The sequence below is a fragment of the Liquorilactobacillus hordei DSM 19519 genome (assembly GCF_019443985.1).
GTDB classification, from domain to species: Bacteria; Bacillota; Bacilli; order Lactobacillales; family Lactobacillaceae; genus Liquorilactobacillus; species Liquorilactobacillus hordei.
This window is the reverse complement of sequence record NZ_CP049303.1, coordinates 1216070-1236266: the sequence shown is the minus strand read 5'-3', so window position 1 is coordinate 1236266 and position 20197 is coordinate 1216070. Positions and strand designations below refer to the sequence as shown.

19 protein-coding genes are annotated in these 20197 nt (G+C 35.2%); 3 read left to right on the top strand and 16 right to left on the bottom strand.

Features of this window, described 5'->3' with window-relative positions; genetic code table 11:
• Nucleotides 1–15: 15 nt before the first annotated feature.
• The 7 genes from G6O70_RS07145 to G6O70_RS07115 all read right to left on the bottom strand — a co-directional run bounded on the left by G6O70_RS07145 (nt 16) and on the right by G6O70_RS07115 (nt 5676).
• Nucleotides 16–510: a hypothetical protein gene (locus G6O70_RS07145; protein ID WP_057869089.1), complete on the bottom strand. Its 495-nt coding sequence runs from the start codon at nt 508–510 to the stop codon at nt 16–18.
• Between the two features lie 23 nt (nt 511–533).
• The gene (locus G6O70_RS07140) at nt 534–1535 is read right to left on the bottom strand and encodes a hypothetical protein (protein WP_057869090.1); all 1002 of its coding nucleotides are present in this window, start codon (nt 1533–1535) and stop codon (nt 534–536) included.
• Nucleotides 1528–2418, bottom strand: a complete 891-nt coding sequence (locus G6O70_RS07135) for a hypothetical protein (protein WP_057869091.1) — start codon at nt 2416–2418, stop codon at nt 1528–1530. The genes G6O70_RS07140 and G6O70_RS07135 overlap by 8 nt, the downstream gene beginning before the upstream one ends.
• A 117-nt stretch (nt 2419–2535) precedes the next feature.
• On the bottom strand, nt 2536–3699 hold the full coding sequence (locus G6O70_RS07130; RefSeq protein ID WP_057869092.1) for a hydroxymethylglutaryl-CoA synthase: 1164 nt from the start codon (nt 3697–3699) through the stop codon (nt 2536–2538).
• 192 nt (nt 3700–3891) lie between these two features.
• Nucleotides 3892–4653 carry an EAL domain-containing protein gene (locus G6O70_RS07125; protein ID WP_057869093.1) on the bottom strand — a complete coding sequence of 254 codons (762 nt, stop codon included), beginning with the start codon at nt 4651–4653 and terminating at the stop codon, nt 3892–3894.
• Nucleotides 4654–4933: 280 nt separating this feature from the next.
• Nucleotides 4934–5290, bottom strand: coding sequence for a fluoride efflux transporter FluC (locus tag G6O70_RS07120; protein ID WP_057869094.1), 357 nt, complete (start codon nt 5288–5290; stop codon nt 4934–4936).
• Nucleotides 5287–5676 carry a fluoride efflux transporter FluC gene (locus G6O70_RS07115; RefSeq protein ID WP_057869095.1) on the bottom strand — a complete coding sequence of 130 codons (390 nt, stop codon included), beginning with the start codon at nt 5674–5676 and terminating at the stop codon, nt 5287–5289. The genes G6O70_RS07120 and G6O70_RS07115 overlap by 4 nt, the downstream gene beginning before the upstream one ends.
• A gap of 257 nt (nt 5677–5933) precedes the next feature.
• Here G6O70_RS07115 and G6O70_RS07110 point away from each other — a divergent pair, with 257 nt between their 5' ends.
• Nucleotides 5934–6500 (top strand): LOG family protein, encoded by a 567-nt coding sequence (locus G6O70_RS07110; RefSeq protein WP_057869096.1) that lies wholly within the window; start codon nt 5934–5936, stop codon nt 6498–6500.
• Nucleotides 6501–6841: 341 nt separating this feature from the next.
• Here the strand turns inward: G6O70_RS07110 and G6O70_RS07105 are convergent, their stop codons facing one another.
• From G6O70_RS07105 to G6O70_RS07085, 5 genes are all read right to left on the bottom strand, one after another.
• On the bottom strand, nt 6842–7777 hold the full coding sequence (locus G6O70_RS07105; protein WP_057869097.1) for an NAD(P)-dependent oxidoreductase: 936 nt from the start codon (nt 7775–7777) through the stop codon (nt 6842–6844).
• 41 nt (nt 7778–7818) lie between these two features.
• Complete coding sequence (locus G6O70_RS07100; RefSeq protein ID WP_057869098.1) at nt 7819–8853, bottom strand: zinc-binding alcohol dehydrogenase family protein; 1035 nt, start codon at nt 8851–8853, stop codon at nt 7819–7821.
• A 110-nt stretch (nt 8854–8963) separates the two neighbouring features.
• On the bottom strand, nt 8964–10202 hold the full coding sequence (gene codA / locus G6O70_RS07095; protein ID WP_057869099.1) for a cytosine deaminase: 1239 nt from the start codon (nt 10200–10202) through the stop codon (nt 8964–8966).
• Nucleotides 10203–11564 (bottom strand): cytosine permease, encoded by a 1362-nt coding sequence (locus G6O70_RS07090; RefSeq protein ID WP_057869100.1) that lies wholly within the window; start codon nt 11562–11564, stop codon nt 10203–10205. It lies immediately after the preceding gene.
• Nucleotides 11565–11918: 354 nt separating this feature from the next.
• Nucleotides 11919–13328 (bottom strand): amino acid permease, encoded by a 1410-nt coding sequence (locus G6O70_RS07085; RefSeq protein ID WP_057869101.1) that lies wholly within the window; start codon nt 13326–13328, stop codon nt 11919–11921.
• A 430-nt stretch (nt 13329–13758) separates the two neighbouring features.
• Between G6O70_RS07085 and G6O70_RS07080 the strand changes: the two genes are divergently transcribed.
• Nucleotides 13759–13959, top strand: coding sequence for a DUF1659 domain-containing protein (locus G6O70_RS07080; RefSeq protein WP_057869102.1), 201 nt, complete (start codon nt 13759–13761; stop codon nt 13957–13959).
• A 39-nt stretch (nt 13960–13998) separates the two neighbouring features.
• Nucleotides 13999–14220: a DUF2922 domain-containing protein gene (locus tag G6O70_RS07075; protein ID WP_057869103.1), complete on the top strand. Its 222-nt coding sequence runs from the start codon at nt 13999–14001 to the stop codon at nt 14218–14220.
• Nucleotides 14221–14394: 174 nt separating this feature from the next.
• Here the strand turns inward: G6O70_RS07075 and G6O70_RS07070 are convergent, their stop codons facing one another.
• The 4 genes from G6O70_RS07070 to G6O70_RS07055 all read right to left on the bottom strand — a co-directional run bounded on the left by G6O70_RS07070 (nt 14395) and on the right by G6O70_RS07055 (nt 20098).
• Nucleotides 14395–15168 (bottom strand): sulfite exporter TauE/SafE family protein, encoded by a 774-nt coding sequence (locus tag G6O70_RS07070; RefSeq protein ID WP_057869104.1) that lies wholly within the window; start codon nt 15166–15168, stop codon nt 14395–14397.
• A 109-nt stretch (nt 15169–15277) separates the two neighbouring features.
• On the bottom strand, nt 15278–16492 hold the full coding sequence (locus tag G6O70_RS07065; RefSeq protein WP_057869105.1) for a GGDEF domain-containing protein: 1215 nt from the start codon (nt 16490–16492) through the stop codon (nt 15278–15280).
• Nucleotides 16493–16721: 229 nt separating this feature from the next.
• Nucleotides 16722–19010 carry a carboxypeptidase-like regulatory domain-containing protein gene (locus G6O70_RS07060; protein WP_057869106.1) on the bottom strand — a complete coding sequence of 763 codons (2289 nt, stop codon included), beginning with the start codon at nt 19008–19010 and terminating at the stop codon, nt 16722–16724.
• Between the two features lie 131 nt (nt 19011–19141).
• A complete protein-coding gene (locus tag G6O70_RS07055; protein ID WP_162255353.1) occupies nt 19142–20098 on the bottom strand; it encodes a GGDEF domain-containing protein in 957 nt (318 codons plus the stop codon).
• Nucleotides 20099–20197 lie beyond the last annotated feature (99 nt).

Below are 20197 nucleotides of genomic sequence, written 5' to 3'. Positions count from 1 at the left end.
ATCTCATCGATTCAATTAAGAATCAGCACTCTTTTTTTCACAAAGAACAAGAAAACGCTCCTCAATCTGCTTAGAAGATAGATGTAATTCAACAACACCAAATTTCAAGAAAATATGCCAAGCATGTTGAAACGAGCTGGATTGATGTTCAAAATAGCTTTGATTAAGTAATTTTTGCAAAATTAAATAAATTTTCGCAAATGACTGTGTTTTCCACTTATCTTCAAGTTCATGCAATTTTTCATCAGAGATTAATAACAGATATGTCCATTTTTTATCATTGGCAATCTGAAAAAAAGGAATCAATGCTTTACAATACAAAGTTAAGATTTCATCGGAATTGTCATCAATCTTGTCGATAGTAACAGCCTTCTTAAAAAGAAGACTTGCGCAATAATTCAGTTCCAAATAGGCATTCATTAGCTTATTAGGAGGAATTCTTTGCTCCATCCGATAACCCTGATCGATTTCACGGAAACGTACTGTATCCGTTAATTTTTTAATATCCATTTTTTAAAAAACCTCATATTTATCTAATTAAAATAAAGTACATCCGATTGTATTTCTAATGCATTTAAATTCTCAAGATACCATGTTCTCAAGAATTCATACCTTAACAATACATCAAACCAAGCGACTTCATGTTGTTGGTCATAAACTTGGATAACCCAGCCCAAATCAAGATTCTCTTCATAATTGTGTTGTTCGAATAATTCAATAACAATTCCATTATCAAGTCTAAGAATAGGTGAACTGTTCTCTCCTAATTCAAGCATTCTACCACCATTCGCAGCTTCAACAAATAATCGATCAATAATCGAACTTGGAAGATTTGAATCTGCCAATTGGTAAACGGCGCTATTTGAGGGATCAAGTAGTGTAAGGTCAACATCGAAGCCGTAATCCTTCTTCAAAAAATTACCAATATCCAGTAAGTAATTCTCGAAGCCTTTAATGGAATCTTGTCCAATTCTATCATGATACTCAACTAGTAATAATTGTGTTACTGCCCTACTATTGAATCTCAGAACGTGTTTCTCCAAATTCAGATAAAATAACGCTTCACCAGTTGTTTTTTCTGTGTAGTAGGCACCACCTTGAACAGTACTCTCTAATTTAAAAATAAAATATCCAGCTGAATTAATTCCTGGAAACTCATGGTAAAGTTCTTTATATTGATCAGAAGACTGTAAAATCACACGTTCTCTGTCATGTAATGCCATTAGACGATTAATGAAGATTAAATAAAAATCAGATTGACTATACTGTTGTGGGAAAGTTAGATATGCAGTATCCAATTGATATGTACTCAACGCCCGGGCTGATGCAAATAATTCATCAGCATGGGTTGTCGTAATCAATTGATCTAGTAACTTAGTAAAACTATACCCATTCTCAAGACCATCTTTTAGTTGATTATTATAAGATATTAACCGACCTGCTGTACTCAAGGTTGTAGCACTCTCGGTTGGTTCAATATCTGAATTATTATGTGGTTTAAAAACTTCGGTTGGTTTTTCATACTCTTTACTCATTCGTATTCATCCTCCCGTTTGTCGCTATTAAATCAGCAATATAATCACGATACAAGGATTCACAGCATGCTTCAAAAGCATCAAAACTACCAAATTTAGCAATGATACTTTGCTTTTCATAACCAATCAATGTATCTTCCTTTGATAACTCAAGTACCTTCTTCTCGTTATCTTTGATTAACCGATATGCATCCTGTGCTTTTTCATCCTGCTCAGTCAAGTTAGAAAGTTGATTAATGAGTTGTTGTTTGGCTTCTTTTGCTTTTGAAGCTTCCCAAGGCATTACCTTTTCCTGTGCAGATTTCTTCAACTGCAATCTGGTTTTCTCTTTTTCTTCATCCCTTTGAGCCTGAGAATCAATCAGTGCTTGTAACTGATCGGCTTGACTTGATAACATACTGATTTTATCACTATTCAATCGTTTACTTTGTCCGTCTAGTTCAAACGCCCGTCTTAATTTTTCATATTCAATGTCATCAAAATTGAATTTGACCTTAATAACGTCCAATTCACCAAAAAGCCGACGATCCCACCAGTTACCAAAATAAAACTGAAATTTTCCTAGATCAATTTGTTCGAAGTAAAAAAAAGGATAGGTTTCTGCCAAGAAAGCTAACAGGTTGGTGCTCAAATATTGACTTAATTTAGCTGCGATGTCACTTACAAGTTTCTCATTGTCAGTATCCGCACTGCCATGTCTTGCTTTGATAATTTGCTCTGAATAGCGATCACCATCAATTAATTGGTATACTAAGCGATCATCTTTATTATCTATCGCTGTTGCTAACGTTTGTAAATATCTAATCTTATTAGCAAGAGCCTTTGAGAGTTCTTGTTTTGCTTGCACGTACTCTCCGTCACTCACTGTCTTACTAGTTTCCAAAATAATCTCCCCTTATACTTATAATTTCTGTTTATAATTCATATTGTTCATTAGTTTTAATAAAATCAAACAAGTTCATTATAGCATTCTAATGATAAATCCCCCAACATATGGGGTTCATCGACCTAAATATTTTCGCTTATAATCTTGAACACCCATTAACAAAAAGTCAGAATTATCTTCTTGATAATCAAGTTCAATATTCTCTATATCAAAAATATGACTCTCAAAGAATTTTTCATATTCTGAAACTGAGACTGCTTGCCGCTTATTTAATATTGACTGATAATCAACTCCCGCAAGCCCCTCTTGATAATTAGGTTGTAAAATGCCCGTAAAAAACTCAGCTTGTGCCCCTGAACCATAACTGAATAATCCAATTCTTTGTCCACTTCTAATAGAATCACTATTAACAATCAATGACAAGAAACTCAAATAAAGGGACCCTGTATAGAGGTTTCCAACTTCACGGTTGAACTGCCTTGCATATTCAAATTCTCTGGTTAGACGCGTACTATCATCAACTGAGGCATCTTGAAGAATTTGTCTAAGTCCTTTTAGCCCCATCTTGGTATATGGCAGATGGAAAAGTAACGCACCATAATCTTGTAATTTAAATCCTGTTTTTTTGAATTGCTCATCCCAGACATTTCTTAAGAAATCAAGATATATTCCTGAAGAATATTTTCCGTCTACCAAAGCTTTTGAATGTCCAAGTGGCCGCCAAAAGTCCATAATGTTTTCCGCGTAGGCAGCAGTCGGATTTTCTAATTCAAGAATCTTTGGATTACTGCTAACAAGCATTGCAATCGCTCCACCGCCCTGTGTTGGTTCGCCCGGAGTCTTAATCCCATAGCGTGCATTGTCAGCCCCAATTACTAGAACCTTACTCTCAGGGTTTAGGGCTATATACCCCTTAGCCAGTTGTAATGCAGCAGTTGCCCCATAACAAGCTTGCTTCACTTCAATTGTTCGCACATTTGGCAGAATTCCTAACAAATCGGCTAAATATACTGCCGCACTTTTTGAATTATCTATCCCAGATTCTGTTGCAAAAATAACATAGCTTATGTTTTTTTTATCTTCCTCGCTAATAATTCTTTTTGCTGCGGTCGCAGCCATTGTTACCACATCTTGCGTAGGTCTAATTACCGCCATTTTAGCTTGCCCGATTCCAATCAGATATTTGTTAGGATCTTCTTGCCGCGCATTTGCTAAATCCACCATGTCTAGATATAAATCAGATGTGGCAAAACCAATTTTATCAATCCCAATTTTCATTAGTTCCACTCCTTGCTTTCTGATAGCTATTAACTCAATGATACACGAAAAGAAGCTTCTAATGGTGAAATTCCATTAGAAACTTCTATAAAAATTATCTGTAGCGCATTTTTCAAAAACATTACAATAGTTAAAGAGATTCTCTACTAATAATTCAAACTCAGGCAACAAATATTCTACTTTTTTGTGTGCTCAGTAAATTTTATTTAACCTCTTGGTAACATCTTTCAATATATGTGGCTTTTGCCAGAAAAATCCTTGTTGCATAATAAGACCACTAGATACCAGATCCTTGGCAGTAATCTCATTGTCAATCCCCTCAACAACGAACTCAAAATCATATTTTCTAGCCAGATTAAACCATGCCTCTAAAAACTTGTAGGTTACATCGCTTCTTAATCCTCTAAAAGCAACTAAAGAAATCTTCAACCTGTCAATATCTTGTAGATTGTTAGCCACAAATTGCAACGAATTTTGTCCAGTACCGATATCATCAACAACCGTCTTAAAACCCATTTTTTTCAACACAGAAAGTGGTGTTTTCTTAAAAAACTCGTCTTGGGTTGCAAATTCATCGTTGAGTGGAATTGATTCAGTAATCTCAATGCCAATTCTATTACATTCATTTGAAATGCTATTTATGAACATCCAAGTTTTTGCGTACTTAAACTGTTGCGGATCAATATTGATATCAAATTTATAATCCGGGAACTTCTGTAACAGGTACCTAAATTCTTTTTCGAACCACTCAATAAAAATATCATTGTAACCCTCATATTCGATCAACTTTCTAAAAGCGTCAAAAGGGAACCTATCATTTCTTCTAGAACGAATCAAAACTTCATAGTCAACAACCGATTCAATCAATTCGTTTGTTTGAATTCTTATAATAGGTTGACAAACTAAATAAAACTGTTTCAATTCGTCTACTATACAAACATCATATTCTGTCATTTGACCATTCCTTTAAGAGATATAATTATAAAATCAGCGGTCCAGCGTAACTTTTATTGTTATCTCACTAAAAATCTGTACAACCTATTTGCTTTTAAAAATTGAAAAGGTATTCCTTACATAATAGTATTATATACATAAATTCATCCAGATGAATAATTATTAATTTAAAGTCAGATAAACATTTAAGTCGCTTTATTTACTATCGGAAGTAAAATAAAATTTTAAATACCTTAAGAATGATTATCTGTAATAAATTATATCTACAGCAACCTCAACTTTACTTAATTATATTGCCCAGAATAACCCCTAAGAAAGATAAAGCAATTCCAACTAAATAACTTGTTCCTGCATACCACCATGCATATATACATTTTCGACTTCTAACTAGTCCCAAGATTTCCGTATTCATTGTTGAAAAAGTTGTAAACCCACCAAGGATACCAACACCTATTATTAAGTACGCAACTTTGATGGTAGCTAACCCATATAACATTCCTAGCAAAAATGAACCCGATAAATTAATTAATAGTGTTGCAGTTGGCCAAATTGTCTGTGACTTCTTTTTAATTGCTGTAGTAACTAAATATCGTAAAATCGAACCCAATGCCGCTCCAAGTCCTACAAAATAAATCACATGCGATTCCCCCTCTTAATATTGCGTCCGCTTAACCTGCCTAACTTCATTCCGAAAAATGTGCTTAAATAGCCGCCAACTACGCTTATTATTAAATAAATTAATAAATATGTATGTGCATGTATTTCCGTAATTTTAACAGTATCCAAGCAAAAACTTGAAAAAGTTGTAAAAGAACCAATAAGTCCTGTTCCCAAACCAAGTGTAATCCAAGAAGCTGGTGTTTCTGATTCTAATAAGAAATATGTAAGAAATGCTAACAAGAAACACCCTAATATATTAACGATGATTGTGCCATTAAAATCAAACCAAACTCCAAGCAAATAACGAAGGATTCCACCAATAAATCCAAAAAAAGCTACACTTATAATATTTTTAAAATTCATTATTACTATCTCCTTACGGGTAAAATAAAATTAATCGTTAAACTTTGTTATTGCTATGACAATCATATTACGTGCTACAATAAAATAGTGTAACATAAGTTGGAAAAACTTGAGTCACAACTCGAAATTACAATCAGAGCGAGTACTTTGCTATGAGTAGACGGAGAATTTTGTCTTATGGAACACGCTTATACGAAATAATTAGCGAGACTGGGTCAAAATTCAATTTTTGGCACAGCCACATGAGGTGATATAATTTGAAAAAAATTGCAGTATACTGTGGAGCGTCAACGGGCGAAGATCCACATTTTAAGAAAGCTGCCTTTGAACTTGGCAAATGGATTGTTTCAAACAACTACGAACTAATCTATGGTGGTGGAAAATACGGACTGATGGGTATTTTAGCTAACTCTGTCTTAGAAAATGGCGGAAGAGTCACTGGTATATTACCGCAAAACTTATTTGATCGCAATGTTGCTTTATCTGGTATCACAAAATTAGAAGTCGTTGCAGACATGGCCTTACGTAAAAAGAGAATGATTGAATTAGCAGACGTTTGCATTGCTCTTCCTGGTGGAGTTGGTACTCTTGAAGAAATTGTTGAGGCCTATTCATGGACTCGTATCGGTGATAATTCAAGTCCTTGCATATTATTGAATATTAATCATTACTATGACTTGCTTGAACAATTCTTCAATCAGATGGTAACTACGAATTTTTTAAGTACTGCACACCTGAATAAGTTATGCTTTGCAGAAACATTGAGTGAGGTCACCGAATTTATCGATACATACTCTCCTCCAAAATTACGCAGTTATCAATAACTCAATCTTACTTTTAAAATTCTTCTAAAATAAAAAAAGCGCCCCTTCAACTGAAAGGGCGCTTGAGCGCGGTACCACCATTCTTCAGACCATACTGGTCCCTTAAAAATATCTAAGATATCAATTAATAACGGGTATCAACCGGATAATGGCTTGCTTCTATGCAACTAACTCACCATCTCAGACTTCTAAAGAACCATTATTCGCCTTCAGACTAGCATCGCTTTGCAGCTACCACGACTCTCTTGTGAAAATCCGAAGATTACTCATTCTCTCACAGTCAATATTAAGAATGATGTGATTTTACAATAAATAGTTAGTAAAATCAATATTGATTGCTTCTAATACCCCGTACTCAGATCAACAAGGTTGTGTAATTCTTCATTCGCCAGATATTTTTCAAGATTATCATCAAATAAAGGAAGAAAATTATCCTTAAAATGTGCCATTAACCCTGAAATATGTGGAGTCGCTATAATCTTAGATGAATGCCACAACGATGAATCTGGGTTAAGTGGTTCTTCTTCAAAAACATCTAGATATGCGCTCTTAATATAGTTATCAGCCAATAATTTTTTTAAATCTGAAGTAACTACAGAAGTGCCACGTCCGACATTAATAAAAGAATAACCTGAGTCAATTTTTTCCATTCGCTCTCTGTTAAAAAAACCGTTGGTAGCTCGAGTTCCTGGCATAATATTAATAACATAATCTGCAACATACTTATCTTTAGCTGATTCAAACTCAGCTATGCTGATAACTTCATCAAAATCAGTTACTAGGCTATTATCCATCCCATGCCGGTTTACCCCAATTGTTTTCATTCCAAAAAAGTGACAGTAACGTGCTATCTCCTTACCGATATTACCTGTTCCAAAAATCAATGCTGTCTGCTCGGAAGTCTCATAAACTTCTGGTTCATCCCAGACACCTGGATTCTTAATAACAGGTCTTAACCCTCTGTTTTCCATCAATAAATATGCTGCAACAGTCTCAGCGATATAGCGAGAATGCAACCCAGAAGCAGTTGTCAATTTAATTTTGCGTTTTGCAAACTCAGTTAACGGAAAATAATCAACACCTGCTGATTTTGATTGAACCCACTTAAGTTTTGTGCTTTTTAATAATTCATCTGCCTGAGAAATCTTCCATCCGAGAATAATTTCAGCATCCATGTAGTCGCTAGAATCGGTTGTAAATTCGACATTTGGATATTTAGTTCGCAAATATTCTAATTGAGTGTCTTTTAAACTCAGCAGTATAAGCGCCTTTTTCATTAAAAGTCCCTCCAAGCATTATTTTGCACTGCACAATTATATTAATTGCATATAACAATTTTCCCAATTGTGTGGTTAGTTTCAATCATTTTATGTGCCTTACGTAACGTGGCAGCATTAACGGTATGCAATACTTCTGTCACGGTTGATTTTAGAACACCATCATTTAGCATTCTTGAAATTTTCTCAAGGATCTCATGTTGTGAAATCATCTCGGGTAATTGATAGAAAGACTTGGTATACATCCATTCCCATGAAAAAGTCACACTTTTTGGCTTTAGCAACCCTAAGTCCAGTGGTTTTTGATTACCAGTAATTGATGTAATTCGCCCATTAGGTTTAATCATTTCTGCCATCTCTGTCCAGTGTCCATCTATATCACTAAGTTGCAGGATATAATCAACGCCTTCGATGCCCTTTGCCTTTAATTGTGTTGGCATATCAATTCTATGATTGATTGTGTCAACTGCACCATGTGCCAATGTCCAATGCACTGTCTCCTCCCTTGAGGCTGTGGCGATAACTTTAAGTCCCGCCCAAGCGGCAAGTTGAGTAGCAATTGATCCAACTCCGCCAGCACCATTGATAATCAAAATTGTTTTCTTTGCGTTTTCAATTTTGTTAGTCCTTGATATCTGGAGTTTCTCAAACAGTGCTTCCCAAGCCGTTAATGATGTCAGGGGCATCGCCACACTTTGTTGTTGTGTTAACTTTTTTGGTGCAAGTGCTACAAGCCGCTCATCAATTAACTGATAGTCTGCATTAGAACCTGGACGATCAATTGCTCCAGCATAAAAAACGCGTTCACCCTTTTCGAACAAACGAACTTCATCACCACAATCAACAACTTCGCCCAATGCATCCCACCCAAGAATTTTGGGATTATTCTGATCTATCTGTTCTTTTTCATTTTTACGAGTACTAATATCAACTGGATTTACAGCAATTGCTTCTATCTTAACTAATAAGTCGTGCCCCGTAGGAGTTGGCTTAACCGTTTTAAAATCAAACAGACTCTTCTCTTCAGATATTGGTAAATGTTCTGTATATCCAACAGCATTCATCATCTCAACCATAACTATCTGCACTTCCTTTTCAGTAACTATACCCTTATAGTGCAACTTTGACTACAATTTGGCAACTTTAATTGCATGAGTTTTTAACAAAAGAACTTTTCAATGCTCCGTCATTTGATAAACAACTCTGATTGTGCTGGAATAGTTTTTGCCAAAATTTTGCCACCCCTAATATTATAGAGAACCTCAGAATGCTTGTTTAACACATTGTAAAAGTCCGCTCCATTTAATAAAATACAGTTCGCTGGCAATCCTACTTTTATCCCATATTTTTCGCTGATATTCAATGTTTTAGCTGCATTATACGTTACATAATTATAGGACGCTTGCAGTTGCTCGTACCCCATTAATTGTGCAGCATATACACCCATGTGGACTGGATCTAACATATTTCCATCACCTAGAGGACTCCATGGATCTTGGACATCATCTTCACCAAAAGACACATTAATCCCTGCTTCTGATAATTCCTTCACGCGTGTTAGACCACGTCGTTTCGGATATGTATCAAAACGGCCACCTAGATGCATATTAACTAATGGATTGGAAACAAAGTTCATGTCTGCCATCTTCAATAATCTGAACAACTTATAAGTATATGCATCATTGTAAGAGCCCATGGCCGTTGTATGGCTTGCAGTTACACGATTTTTTAAACCTGACTCATATGCTAAAGTTGCGAGAACTTCAAGATTGCGCGTTGCTGGGTCATCAATCTCATCACAATGAACATCAATCAAAGTCCCATACTTCTCTGCCAGACTAACTAGATACTTGAGCGAGTCAGCCCCATAAAAATGGTTGAATTCATAATGAGGGATTCCACCAACAACATCTGCTCCTTCTTTAAGAGCCTGTTCCAACAATTCTTTTCCATTAGGAAATGACAAGATTCCCTCTTGTGGAAAGGCGACTAATTGCAAGTTAACAACATCTTTTAATTCTTCCCTAAGTTCTAATAATGCTTGTAGGGCAATTAAGTTGGGATCTGTAGTATCCACATGGCTACGAACATGTTGAATCCCGAATTTAATCTGACGATAGATTGTTTTTCGGGCGCGTTCCTTAACATCTTGAATCGTCAAACTTTTTTTGCGCTCAGACCAAATTCTAATTCCATCAAAAAGGGTTCCCGTCTGGTTCCATTCTGGCTGACCTGCTGTTAGCGTCGCATCCAAATGAATGTGTGAATCAATAAAAGGAGGTAACAGAAGATGACCTCCCCCATCAATTACTTCTTCATCTAATTTTGGCTTTAGATTTGCATCAATTTCAGTGAATTTGCCATCTTCAATTCGGATACTTTTTAATTCCTGCTCATTATCAATATGAACGTTACTAATTAGCATCTAATCTCTCCCTTTCTCAATAACCTTCATTAAGGCAAAGTATAATACTGCACTAAGCAGCATGTCGATAAATGTTGCTCCAACCGTGATACTTAAAAAGTTAATTTTCTGTAAAACAAAAAATAAGCCTGCTCCGATTACCCATGTGATTACCGCAATCCAGTTAATTCCACCACGATACCAATATATTCCATTTTGCTTTGTCAGTTCAGTTACCTTATATTCTTTTTTCTTCAAAAGATAGAAATCTACTATAATGATGCTAATAATCGGTCCAAGTACCATTCCAATATAATCAAGAAAAACAGTGAAGGCATTCAAAAAACTCCCCAAAATCATTGGAATGAAAGTTACAATTGTGGCTAACAACGCAACAATCCATAGAGAAACTTTTAGACTTAGTTTAGGAAAAACATTAGAAAGTGCAGAACCTGCTGCCATCAGATTAACTGCATTTGCGGTCATACTGGTTAAAATAATAACAAGTAATGCAATAATTCCGAGGCCTAACTTACTTGCGATAGCACTTGGATCAGAATTATTCGGATCATATGCGCCTGAAGAAACAGCAATACTGATTGTTGCAACTAGACCAATAAAGGCAAACCAAAGAACTCCCACCAATGCTCCAGCAAAAGGAACTACCGTTGAATCACTTTTCTTCTTCGTAAAACGTGTGAAATCGGCTCCTGCCGTTACCCACGCAAGGTTAAAAGCTGCAACTGTATCAATTGCTGATCCGCCATTCATCCTGAATTTGCTTGGCACATCCCACGCAGCAATCTGTTCAAGTGAGACAGTCTTGAAAACAACAATTGATTCCCAAAAAACAAAAATAAAGACAAGAATTATTCCGACACGTTCAATCAGTTGCACAGAACGAGAACCACTTGCAATACTGATAATATGTAAAACACTCATTACTGCAATTCCCAAGAACATCCCTGTGTTTCCACCAGGTTGACCGAATAGAGGCAACCCAATTAAATCATGTAAAAGATAACTGACAGATGTAGCCGCAATAAAGGTGTTAACTGCAGTCCATCCAATAAATTGTGTAAAATTAATCAATGATGGCAAGAAACTTCCGCGAATTCCAAACGATGCGCGACTGATTCCCATTGTTGAAACTCCAGTTTTATATCCAATAAATCCTATCAATGATAAGAAAACATATGATAGGGCTGATGAGAATACTAAAACATTCATTGCAGCAAAGAAGCCACACGCAGCAAGAACTCCCCCAATATACCAAGTACCATTGTTTGCATTGGCACCTACCCAGGTTGCAAACATATCCCACGATGATGTTCGGCGTTCCTCGATAGAAACACTCAAGATCTTTTCTTTGTCTTTATTCATTCCACTCTCTCCTCTTTCTCAATCTAATATTAAAGTATATTATAATATTCTTAGTTAGAGAAGATTTTTTGTGTAGATACCTAATTATTTCATTTCCCTACTAAGTCTCATTAGGTCATGAACAACGAAAGTATGCTATATAGTGATAATTTTGACTTATCAAATTCCTTTATTCATAACAATATAAAAAGAGATTAGCCAAAACTAAATTTTGATCCAATCTCTTCTATAATTATTTCGTATAAACATGTTCCATAGGTCAAAACTCTCCGTCTAACTTTGAATTGTTCATAGCAAAGTACCTTAAAAAAATTGGATATGCTAATGTGCTTTACTTTTCTATCTCTATAATATTTAATTCATTAATGAATGTTTGCGACCATATAAGAAGTAAAGTACCATACCAATTGCAAACCAGACAAGGAATCTTACCCAAGTCTCCCAGTTAAGCCCTGCAATTAAAACTAAACAAAAGATGATAGCAATAATTGGTGTCACAGGAACCCCTGGCGCGCGGAACCCACGATGAAGATCTGGTTGTGTTTTACGCATCCACAGAACCCCTGCGGAAACAAGAATAAAGGCTGTCAAAGTACCAATGTTTACAAGTTCTGACAAAATATTAAGGTTGATAAAACCTCCAGCAATAGCTGTGATGACACCAAAGAACCATGTTCCCTTAAATGGAGTCTTATACTTATCACTAACTTCTCCAAAGAACTTAGGAAATAATCCGTCACGTGACATTGAATAAGTAATTCTTGATTGACCATAGAGCTGAACCAAGATAACAGTTGTCATACCTAAGATAGCACCAATACTTACAATCACTGATAACCATGTTTGACCAGTTGAAGCAAGGACTGCCAAGATTGGAGCATTAAGGAACTTGTTGAATACAGTGTACTTAACAACCCCAGTCATAATCAATGTCATGATAATATAAAGTACTGTAGAAATCAAAAGTGACAACAAAATGCCGCGTGGTAGAGTCTTACTTGGATTAATTGTTTCTTCAGCACTTGATGCAACTGAATCAAAGCCAATAAAAGCAAAAAATACGATTGATGCAGCTGGAATAATTCCGGCCTTGGTCCCTGCATGTGTTGAGAACCAACCATATGGTGAAAATGGTACCCAGTTATGTGGTTTAATAAACCAAACAGTACAGATAATGAATAATACAATAACAGCAAGCTTCAAAATAACCATTGTGTCATTAACACGTTTGGTTGAATTAATCCCAATTGAGATAATCCATGTAATCAAGATAACTATCAAAAAGGCTGGTAAGTTGAATACTGTGTTGACACCCGGAGTTGTTCCTGCAGCAGCCGTCAAAACTGTTGGTATATGAATTCCCATATTATCCAACAAGTTAACAAAGTAGCCTGACCAACCAACTGAAACTGTTGCAGCACCCAATGCATATTCCAAAATCAAATCCCAACCAATAATAAAGGCAATAACTTCACCAAATGCTACGTAAGAATATGTATATGCTGATCCAGCAACAGGAGCAATCGATGCAAACTCTGCATAACACAAACCAGCAAATCCACAACAGATAGCAGCAATTAAAAATGATAGAGACAATGCAGGCCCTGCTGTTAGAGCACCTTTACCTGTTAAAACAAAAATCCCAGTACCAATAATGGCACCAATTCCTAGAAAAGTTAGATCCATAGTGCGCAGTGTACGTCTAAGGGGTGTTGCTCCACTTGTAAGCTCCGCTACACTCTTTTTTCTAAAAATACTACTCATATAAACATCACCTTTCATTTGATGTATTAATGATTTTATAATCATATTCTTAGAATGTCAATTTTATAACTACATTTCATGTACGATTTTATGACATATCAATGTTGTTTTACATTTTTTATTTTGTTTTCAAAAGTTAATTATCCTTTTTTTATACATTTTATCAATGTAAGCGCCACGCTTTCTTGCTTTCAAGAAATTTAATTTTATTTTTAAAAACTAGATTAACTTCTATTTTCATTCTACTTTTCTAACAAGACTAGGTTAGAAGTAAAGCATCATTCAATTGCTAATCTAGCAATATTCTTCGAAGGTTCGCTACCTTCCATATTAAGAAGAATAAAATTAAGTTGACACTTTCACCGCTCATTTCGTTTATATAGGTGTAAGCAGCTGCAGCACTTACAAAATAAAACTGGAGGTGTTTTACATGAGTAAAGCATGGGTTAAATCAAATATCGCAGTCACAGGCGTTAGTGAAGATGGCTCCGAGATCAAGCATTCTTTCAACAACTTGAAAGAGGGGCTAACAGAGGAGAAAATCACCACTTTTACCGCAATTTTGAATACTTTATTAGCTGATAAAATCTCAGAAACAAAACTCACTACCATCGAAACAGTTACAAAATAACTTTGAAGCTATCGCAACTAAAAATTAGGGGGAATTCGGATGAAGCAATTAGACATGGTTTTTGGAAGTCAATCTGGTAAGACAAAGAACCATTTTCGTCTTAGTTATGCTAACAACGATTTAGACAAGGAAGTCATTAAAAAAGCGATGAACGATTTGGCAGAACTTGGAATTTTTGTTAATAAAAACGGTGAAGAACTCTATACAACACCGATCTCTGCAAAATATGTTGAAACAACAAATACACCAATCTTCGAATAATCATATAAGAGCTGACATATAAGAATATTACAAAAAAGGCTGAATCAAAGATTAATTGATTCAGCCTCTTTATTTATCACGAATAAATGTATTTCGTAAGTCAATATTTCTGCTATGTTAGAATTCAAATTAATAATCAATTTTTCCCGGCTTATGGCATTACTTCCAAAATCCTCAGTATGCTTCAACCAGCAAGTAAAGAGCTAGTCCAAACGCCGCAAATGCAATTAGCGTTCTTAGTAAATGAATATTGACATGCCGCACAATAACCGGACCCACATAGCCCCCAGCCAACAATCCTACCCCCATTGGAATCACATAGTGCCATGCAATATGTGACTTAAAGATGAAAATACATGTTGCAGTTAAATTCCCTGCAAAGGTTATCACATTCTTCATTGCATTAACAATATGAAATTCTTCATCTGTAATTGCCGAGAGAATTGCAAGAAATAAAACACCCCCTGCAGCACCAAAATAGCCCGTGTATCCCCCAACTAAAATGATGCAAATTGAACTGGCAATCAATTTCAGTGGACTTTGCAAATCCCTTTCTTGCCTTAACTCACTACCACTAACCAATCTTTTCTTACGACTAGACGGTAACAGCAAAATACCTGCACCAAAGATAAAAAAAGGAACTACCTTTTCAAAAGATGCTGAAGGTAAATGTAATAACAGATAACTTCCACCTAAACTACCAATTAGCGATAAAGCAATAAAGAATGATAATCTCTTACAGTGTCCCTTCAATTCCTTGGATGAAGAAATCAATGACCCAATTCCCGAAAAAATCAAGGCTGTTGTATTGGTAACATTCGCAATTACTGGTGGCACACCAACGATTAGCAATGCCGGATAAGATACTAATGATGCTAATCCCGCAACAGATTGCATTAAACCGGCTAAAAAACCAGCAACTACTAAAAATATAATAATCCAAAGCATAATAAATTCTCGCCCTTCTCTCTCACATGTAAGAGACCTGTGTCATAAAATCAGCCTCTCATTACAACAATTCGCTATTATTAATACCGAAATTGCTAGTTGTGAAATATTATACTCTGAATAACTCTTCTTGCACAGAACTCACTGACACTCCTCTTGTCGTAAAGTTATCTCCCGTATTAATAACAACTCGCCCTTTACCTTCTTTTTTAGCTTGATAGAGTGCCGCATCTGCCGCTCTAACTGTTTCGTAAATTGTCGAAAATTTATTATTATCCGAAATTCCAGCAGAACAAGAGACACAGATCTCTTTTCCCGATTCTGTTTTATATCTATCTTCTCGTAAACCATTAATGAAATTATCTAGTTTTGCATTCACTTGATCAAGTGGCTTATCCTTAACCAAGATACAGAATTCCTCACCACCAAAACGATAGAGTGCCGCATTGGTTTCATTATTTATTATATATTCATGCAACCTTTTAGAGAAACTTTGAAGAATACCATTTCCTTCATTATGTCCAAATTCATCATTGAATTTCTTAAAGTCGTCAATATCCAACATTATCGTTATATAGTTTTTCTCAGAACTTTCATTTATAATATTTAAATTTTTTGTGAACTCCCGATAGTTATAAAGACCGGTTAATTTATCGTGAGACTTCATATATTCTAGCTCACTTATTCTTCGTTTCTTCTGCTTAATCTCCCTAAAAAAAATATATGAAAACCAGATTATCAATAAACATCCCATTAATACCTTCAACACATTGGCTATAGTGTAAAAGTGAATATCAAAATCTTTTGTTGCTGGATTCATGGTTAATAAACTAATAAAAAGCAAAGTCCCACTATAACGATAGAATTGAATAGTAAAAGATTTGTTTAAGAAAGCGCCCATCAATAAAAAGATAGTCAATACAGACAAGACACTTAATACACAAAATATAATTGAAAACTCACCAATATTATATAAAAACAAATTGATAACAATTGGTGTAAATATTCCTGTAATCAATGCACATTTTCGCGAAATCATGAAGGTTGCGATCCATATTGCATATTGAAAGCAAACAAAACCGACCGCATTATACGTTATGTAGACAATAAAATACTCTTGTACGACAAATAAAAAAATTACTGTCCCATACTTGAAAAATGAATTAACCTTCTTCATATCTTCACTTTCACTCAGTACATATAGTTCGTATATAAAACCAACAATCAATGTAGAAATTGATATCAAGACAAACAAAGAACTAACCATTTCCGCTACCACACCCTTTACACGGCCCCAAAAAATCATAAGCTGATTATTTTTCAATAAGATTATACATCTTTTATAAATTTACATAAACAAATATTAAGCAATTCTATAAATTTAATTTTTTCTTATACTACTTTTTTCAACAAAACATAGGTTCATCAAAATGAAGGTGACCAAAAGTCAAATTTTGACTCAACCTCTCTATTTATTCCGTATAAATGTGTTCCATAATTCAAAGTTCTCCTTGTAACTTCGAATTAGTACTCAAATTCTTTCGATCAACCATTTAGGAACTGGATATACTTTCATTTGAAGATAATGATCCATCAAATTCTATGTTTTCATTTCCCGCAGTAATGGTAATGTTTTTAAAGCTTGTCACGAAACCATCTTTTGTTATTTCAACCGTGTAATCTCCTACAGGCAGATTAAGACTATACGTGCCATCTGCAGCAGTCGTTGCACTTTCAACCAATTCTCCTGTTGGATTATTATCTCCTTGCCTAAAATACAATTTTGTTTCGGCAATATTCTCTCCGGACACTGAATTCTTAATAATTCCATGAAGAATGATATCATCCACAGAAAGTTCAATATTAGTTATTGTTTCACCTGCATCAATGTTAACTGTCTTCGCACTCACCGTCTTATAGCCACTTGCTGTAACAACCATGCTTTGATAATTTCCTTCTGGAAGTGTAATTGTGTACTTGCCATTATCATCAGAAATCGCGGTATAAGTCGCACCTGTTGTTGAACTAACCAATGTTATTCTTGCGTTTTTTATTCCTACTTTTTGCGAAACATCTGATATATAACCACTAATACTGCCGTTAGCTGCTTGAGCAACATTAACAGCAATTTTTGCTTTACTATCGAAGAGATGACCATTAGCAGAAGACATAAATGTTAGGTTAGCTGTATTTCCAGCAGTTGCATTTTTTTCTACAGTTACCTTATATGCTCCACTTGATAATTTGGTAACTGTAATCGGTCCCTGTTTCTCAAAGATTACCGCATCCGTTTCTTTATCATACTCTGGAAGATATAATATCTTTGTTTCACCTGGTTCCAAGGTTAGCTCGTTCACTGCTGCAGAAGTATCTGTATTAACCTGCATTCTAGCAGTTCTGAAAAGTGGTTCTCCCTCATTAAAGCTATATGTCTTGTCTAAGAGTGAGCTGCCAATCTCAGCATTAAAATAACTATCTTGTGTTTCATTTGAATCAGCATCTATTTTGTCATTAAAACCCAAATTGTTTTTTACAGTAAGTAGATTATCCCCTGCAATTGAGATAGCTGGAGCAACACCTACACCTAAACTGATACTTTGAGGAGTACCTCCAGACAAATCAGTAGTCACGCTATGACTAGCAGACTTTGTCAACTCACCGGCATTCATTTGCAAGTTCATGCTGGAATTATATTGAGCCATAACATTCACAGTGGTACTGTTATTTGCTTGGATTCCTAAAGTTAAAGTTAGCGGTACATTCACTGTGATAAAAGGAATATCAGTCGAGATGGTTGCATCCCCAAGATTATAAGTTGCAAAATGAGCACCATTTCCCCTAATACTTCCTTGAATCTTAGCATTTATCCTAAATGATGCCGCTACTTGCTTCATACCGTGCGCATTTGAATAATTAACAGCCAAAGAAGGGATCATATCTAACGTTACATTGAAATTATTGCCTTGATCATCATTGACTGCTAAACTGTCACTACTCTGATTAAATTTTGCAATCTGTGTATTTGGCGAAATTCTCATTGTACCAAAAACTCCATAACTTCCAGAATGAATCTCTTGAAACAGTGAAGTCATGGTTATGCTTGTACCATTTAAAATTGTTCTATCATTCTCATGTTGTACACTAGTTACCTTTATAGCAATTGCACCCGAATGATTTTGTCCTTGATCTGCGAGTACTACATCACCAACATAAACATCTTGGCTACCTTTAACAATAACTTGATTAGCAGTCGCTCCAAAAACTTCAGATTCTAAAAAGTAGATAGTATCTGATTTAAGTTGAACATAATTTGATGAAGATTGACCGCTAAATGTTCTACCAAGTTCAATTATGCCTTCATCATTATCAACCTGCTGTGTGTCACCTATCGTAATACTCCCAAGCTGTACTCCATCAGAAGTAAACAATGTGTATTTCTGATTGTTTAACAAGTGTGCAAAAAAATCGCCTTCTTCATCTGTAGAAAGCTTGATATCTTCAACCGAATTTTTAGCGTACACTATTTGCTTGCGCAAAACTTCTCCTGTTTTTTGTAGCAACAGACCAGCAACTGTTGTTCTGTCACCTTGATCTGCCACACTACTTACCAACTTATCTGCACTTGATTGTCCATTACTAATTATAGCGGATTGTGTTGCCAATTTATTACCACTTTGTACAGGAAGAACTGCACTATGGTTTTCCAGCTTCTTTTTGGCCACAATAGTTGAATTATTAGCTTGTTGTCCATTGGCTGGTCGTTTATTTTGCTGGTTAGTCGCCAATAGTGCGTACAACGAACCAAACAGGATAACTATTATCCCCAAACCCCATCTTTTCAATCGTTAATCCCCTTTAACTAAACATTCTACCCTTTAAACATTATAATTTGAGCACTACCAATAGTACAAGCTAAATTTAAAATTCAGTTCAATTTAACACTTTAGCGATTCTCATTTTATTGAGATCATCATTAAATTTCACAATCTGGACAGACAATCTGACCACGACCAGTTTTTTTGGCCAAATAGAGTGCCATATCAGCTTTTTTTACCGCTTTTTTAATCTCAGTAAATTCATCCGCTTCGGTAACTCCCCCAGAGAAGGTAACTTTTACTATTTCATTTTTATCTGTTACAAAACTCTTTGATGCCAAATCTTCTTGAAAACGCAACATTAATTCAAAACATTCTCTGATATCTTTTTCTTTGAATAAGACACAGAACTCTTCTCCTCCAAAACGATAGACTTCAGCATTTTGAGGAAAGTTTTTGTTAAAGAAAATTTTTAAACTGGTTGAAAAAAATCTAATGACATTATTCCCTTCTAAATGGCCATAACTATCATTAATTTGCTTAAAATTATCAATATCCATCATAACTGCCACGTGATGCTCTGGTTTTTTATTATCAGCAGATGACACATAATCAGAAAAGGAATTATAATTCAGTAAATCAGTTAAACCATCATAAGTCGCCTCATATCTAAGTTCTAGTATTTGAACCTCTTTTCGTTGCAATGCAGCAGAATAGCCATAAACAAACCACAAAATAATAACTGATCCAATTAGAATAGGCAGATAGACATTATCTGTACTCATTCCAAAATAAGTCCTCCACTCAGAACTTATTAGAATTGGAGAAACAATATTTGTCACAACTAATGAAGCTGCATACTTCGAAAACAAATCAATATCATTCAGAAAATTGATTAACTCGCAAAATGCAATAGAAGCAATCATTAACCAGAAAAAATATTCAACTGTGGCTGCTGAGTATACTCCATTGACATACTCTACAGCTATTAATACTAGTGGTACCAAGACAAATGCCATATATCCTCGATATCTTCCATCAAGAAAAAATGCAGTAATACCAACCACATATTGAAAACAAATAATTTCAAGATAGAAATAAGTAAGACTTCCCACGACGAAATAAAAGGCTCCCAAGAAAAAATAAAAGATGACATAAGCCCAAACCTGATGTTCTAAGGAAACCACGTATATTTTAAAAAAATAATATTTACA

Bases quoted from the DNA above. Each gene is read 5' to 3' on its own strand.
- G6O70_RS07145 (WP_057869089.1), bottom strand. From the start codon at position 510: ATGGATATTAAAAAATTAACGGATACAGTACGTTTCCGTGAAATCGAT.
- G6O70_RS07140 (WP_057869090.1), bottom strand. From the start codon at position 1,535: ATGAGTAAAGAGTATGAAAAACCAACCGAAGTTTTTAAACCACATAAT.
- G6O70_RS07130 (WP_057869092.1), bottom strand. From the start codon at position 3,699: ATGAAAATTGGGATTGATAAAATTGGTTTTGCCACATCTGATTTATAT.
- G6O70_RS07125 (WP_057869093.1), bottom strand. From the start codon at position 4,653: ATGACAGAATATGATGTTTGTATAGTAGACGAATTGAAACAGTTTTAT.
- G6O70_RS07115 (WP_057869095.1), bottom strand. From the start codon at position 5,676: ATGAATTTTAAAAATATTATAAGTGTAGCTTTTTTTGGATTTATTGGT.
- G6O70_RS07105 (WP_057869097.1), bottom strand. From the start codon at position 7,777: ATGAAAAAGGCGCTTATACTGCTGAGTTTAAAAGACACTCAATTAGAA.
- G6O70_RS07100 (WP_057869098.1), bottom strand. From the start codon at position 8,853: ATGGTTGAGATGATGAATGCTGTTGGATATACAGAACATTTACCAATA.
- codA (WP_057869099.1), bottom strand. From the start codon at position 10,202: ATGCTAATTAGTAACGTTCATATTGATAATGAGCAGGAATTAAAAAGT.
- G6O70_RS07090 (WP_057869100.1), bottom strand. From the start codon at position 11,564: ATGAATAAAGACAAAGAAAAGATCTTGAGTGTTTCTATCGAGGAACGC.
- G6O70_RS07085 (WP_057869101.1), bottom strand. From the start codon at position 13,328: ATGAGTAGTATTTTTAGAAAAAAGAGTGTAGCGGAGCTTACAAGTGGA.
- G6O70_RS07080 (WP_057869102.1), top strand. From the start codon at position 13,759: ATGAGTAAAGCATGGGTTAAATCAAATATCGCAGTCACAGGCGTTAGT.
- G6O70_RS07075 (WP_057869103.1), top strand. From the start codon at position 13,999: ATGAAGCAATTAGACATGGTTTTTGGAAGTCAATCTGGTAAGACAAAG.
- G6O70_RS07070 (WP_057869104.1), bottom strand. From the start codon at position 15,168: ATGCTTTGGATTATTATATTTTTAGTAGTTGCTGGTTTTTTAGCCGGT.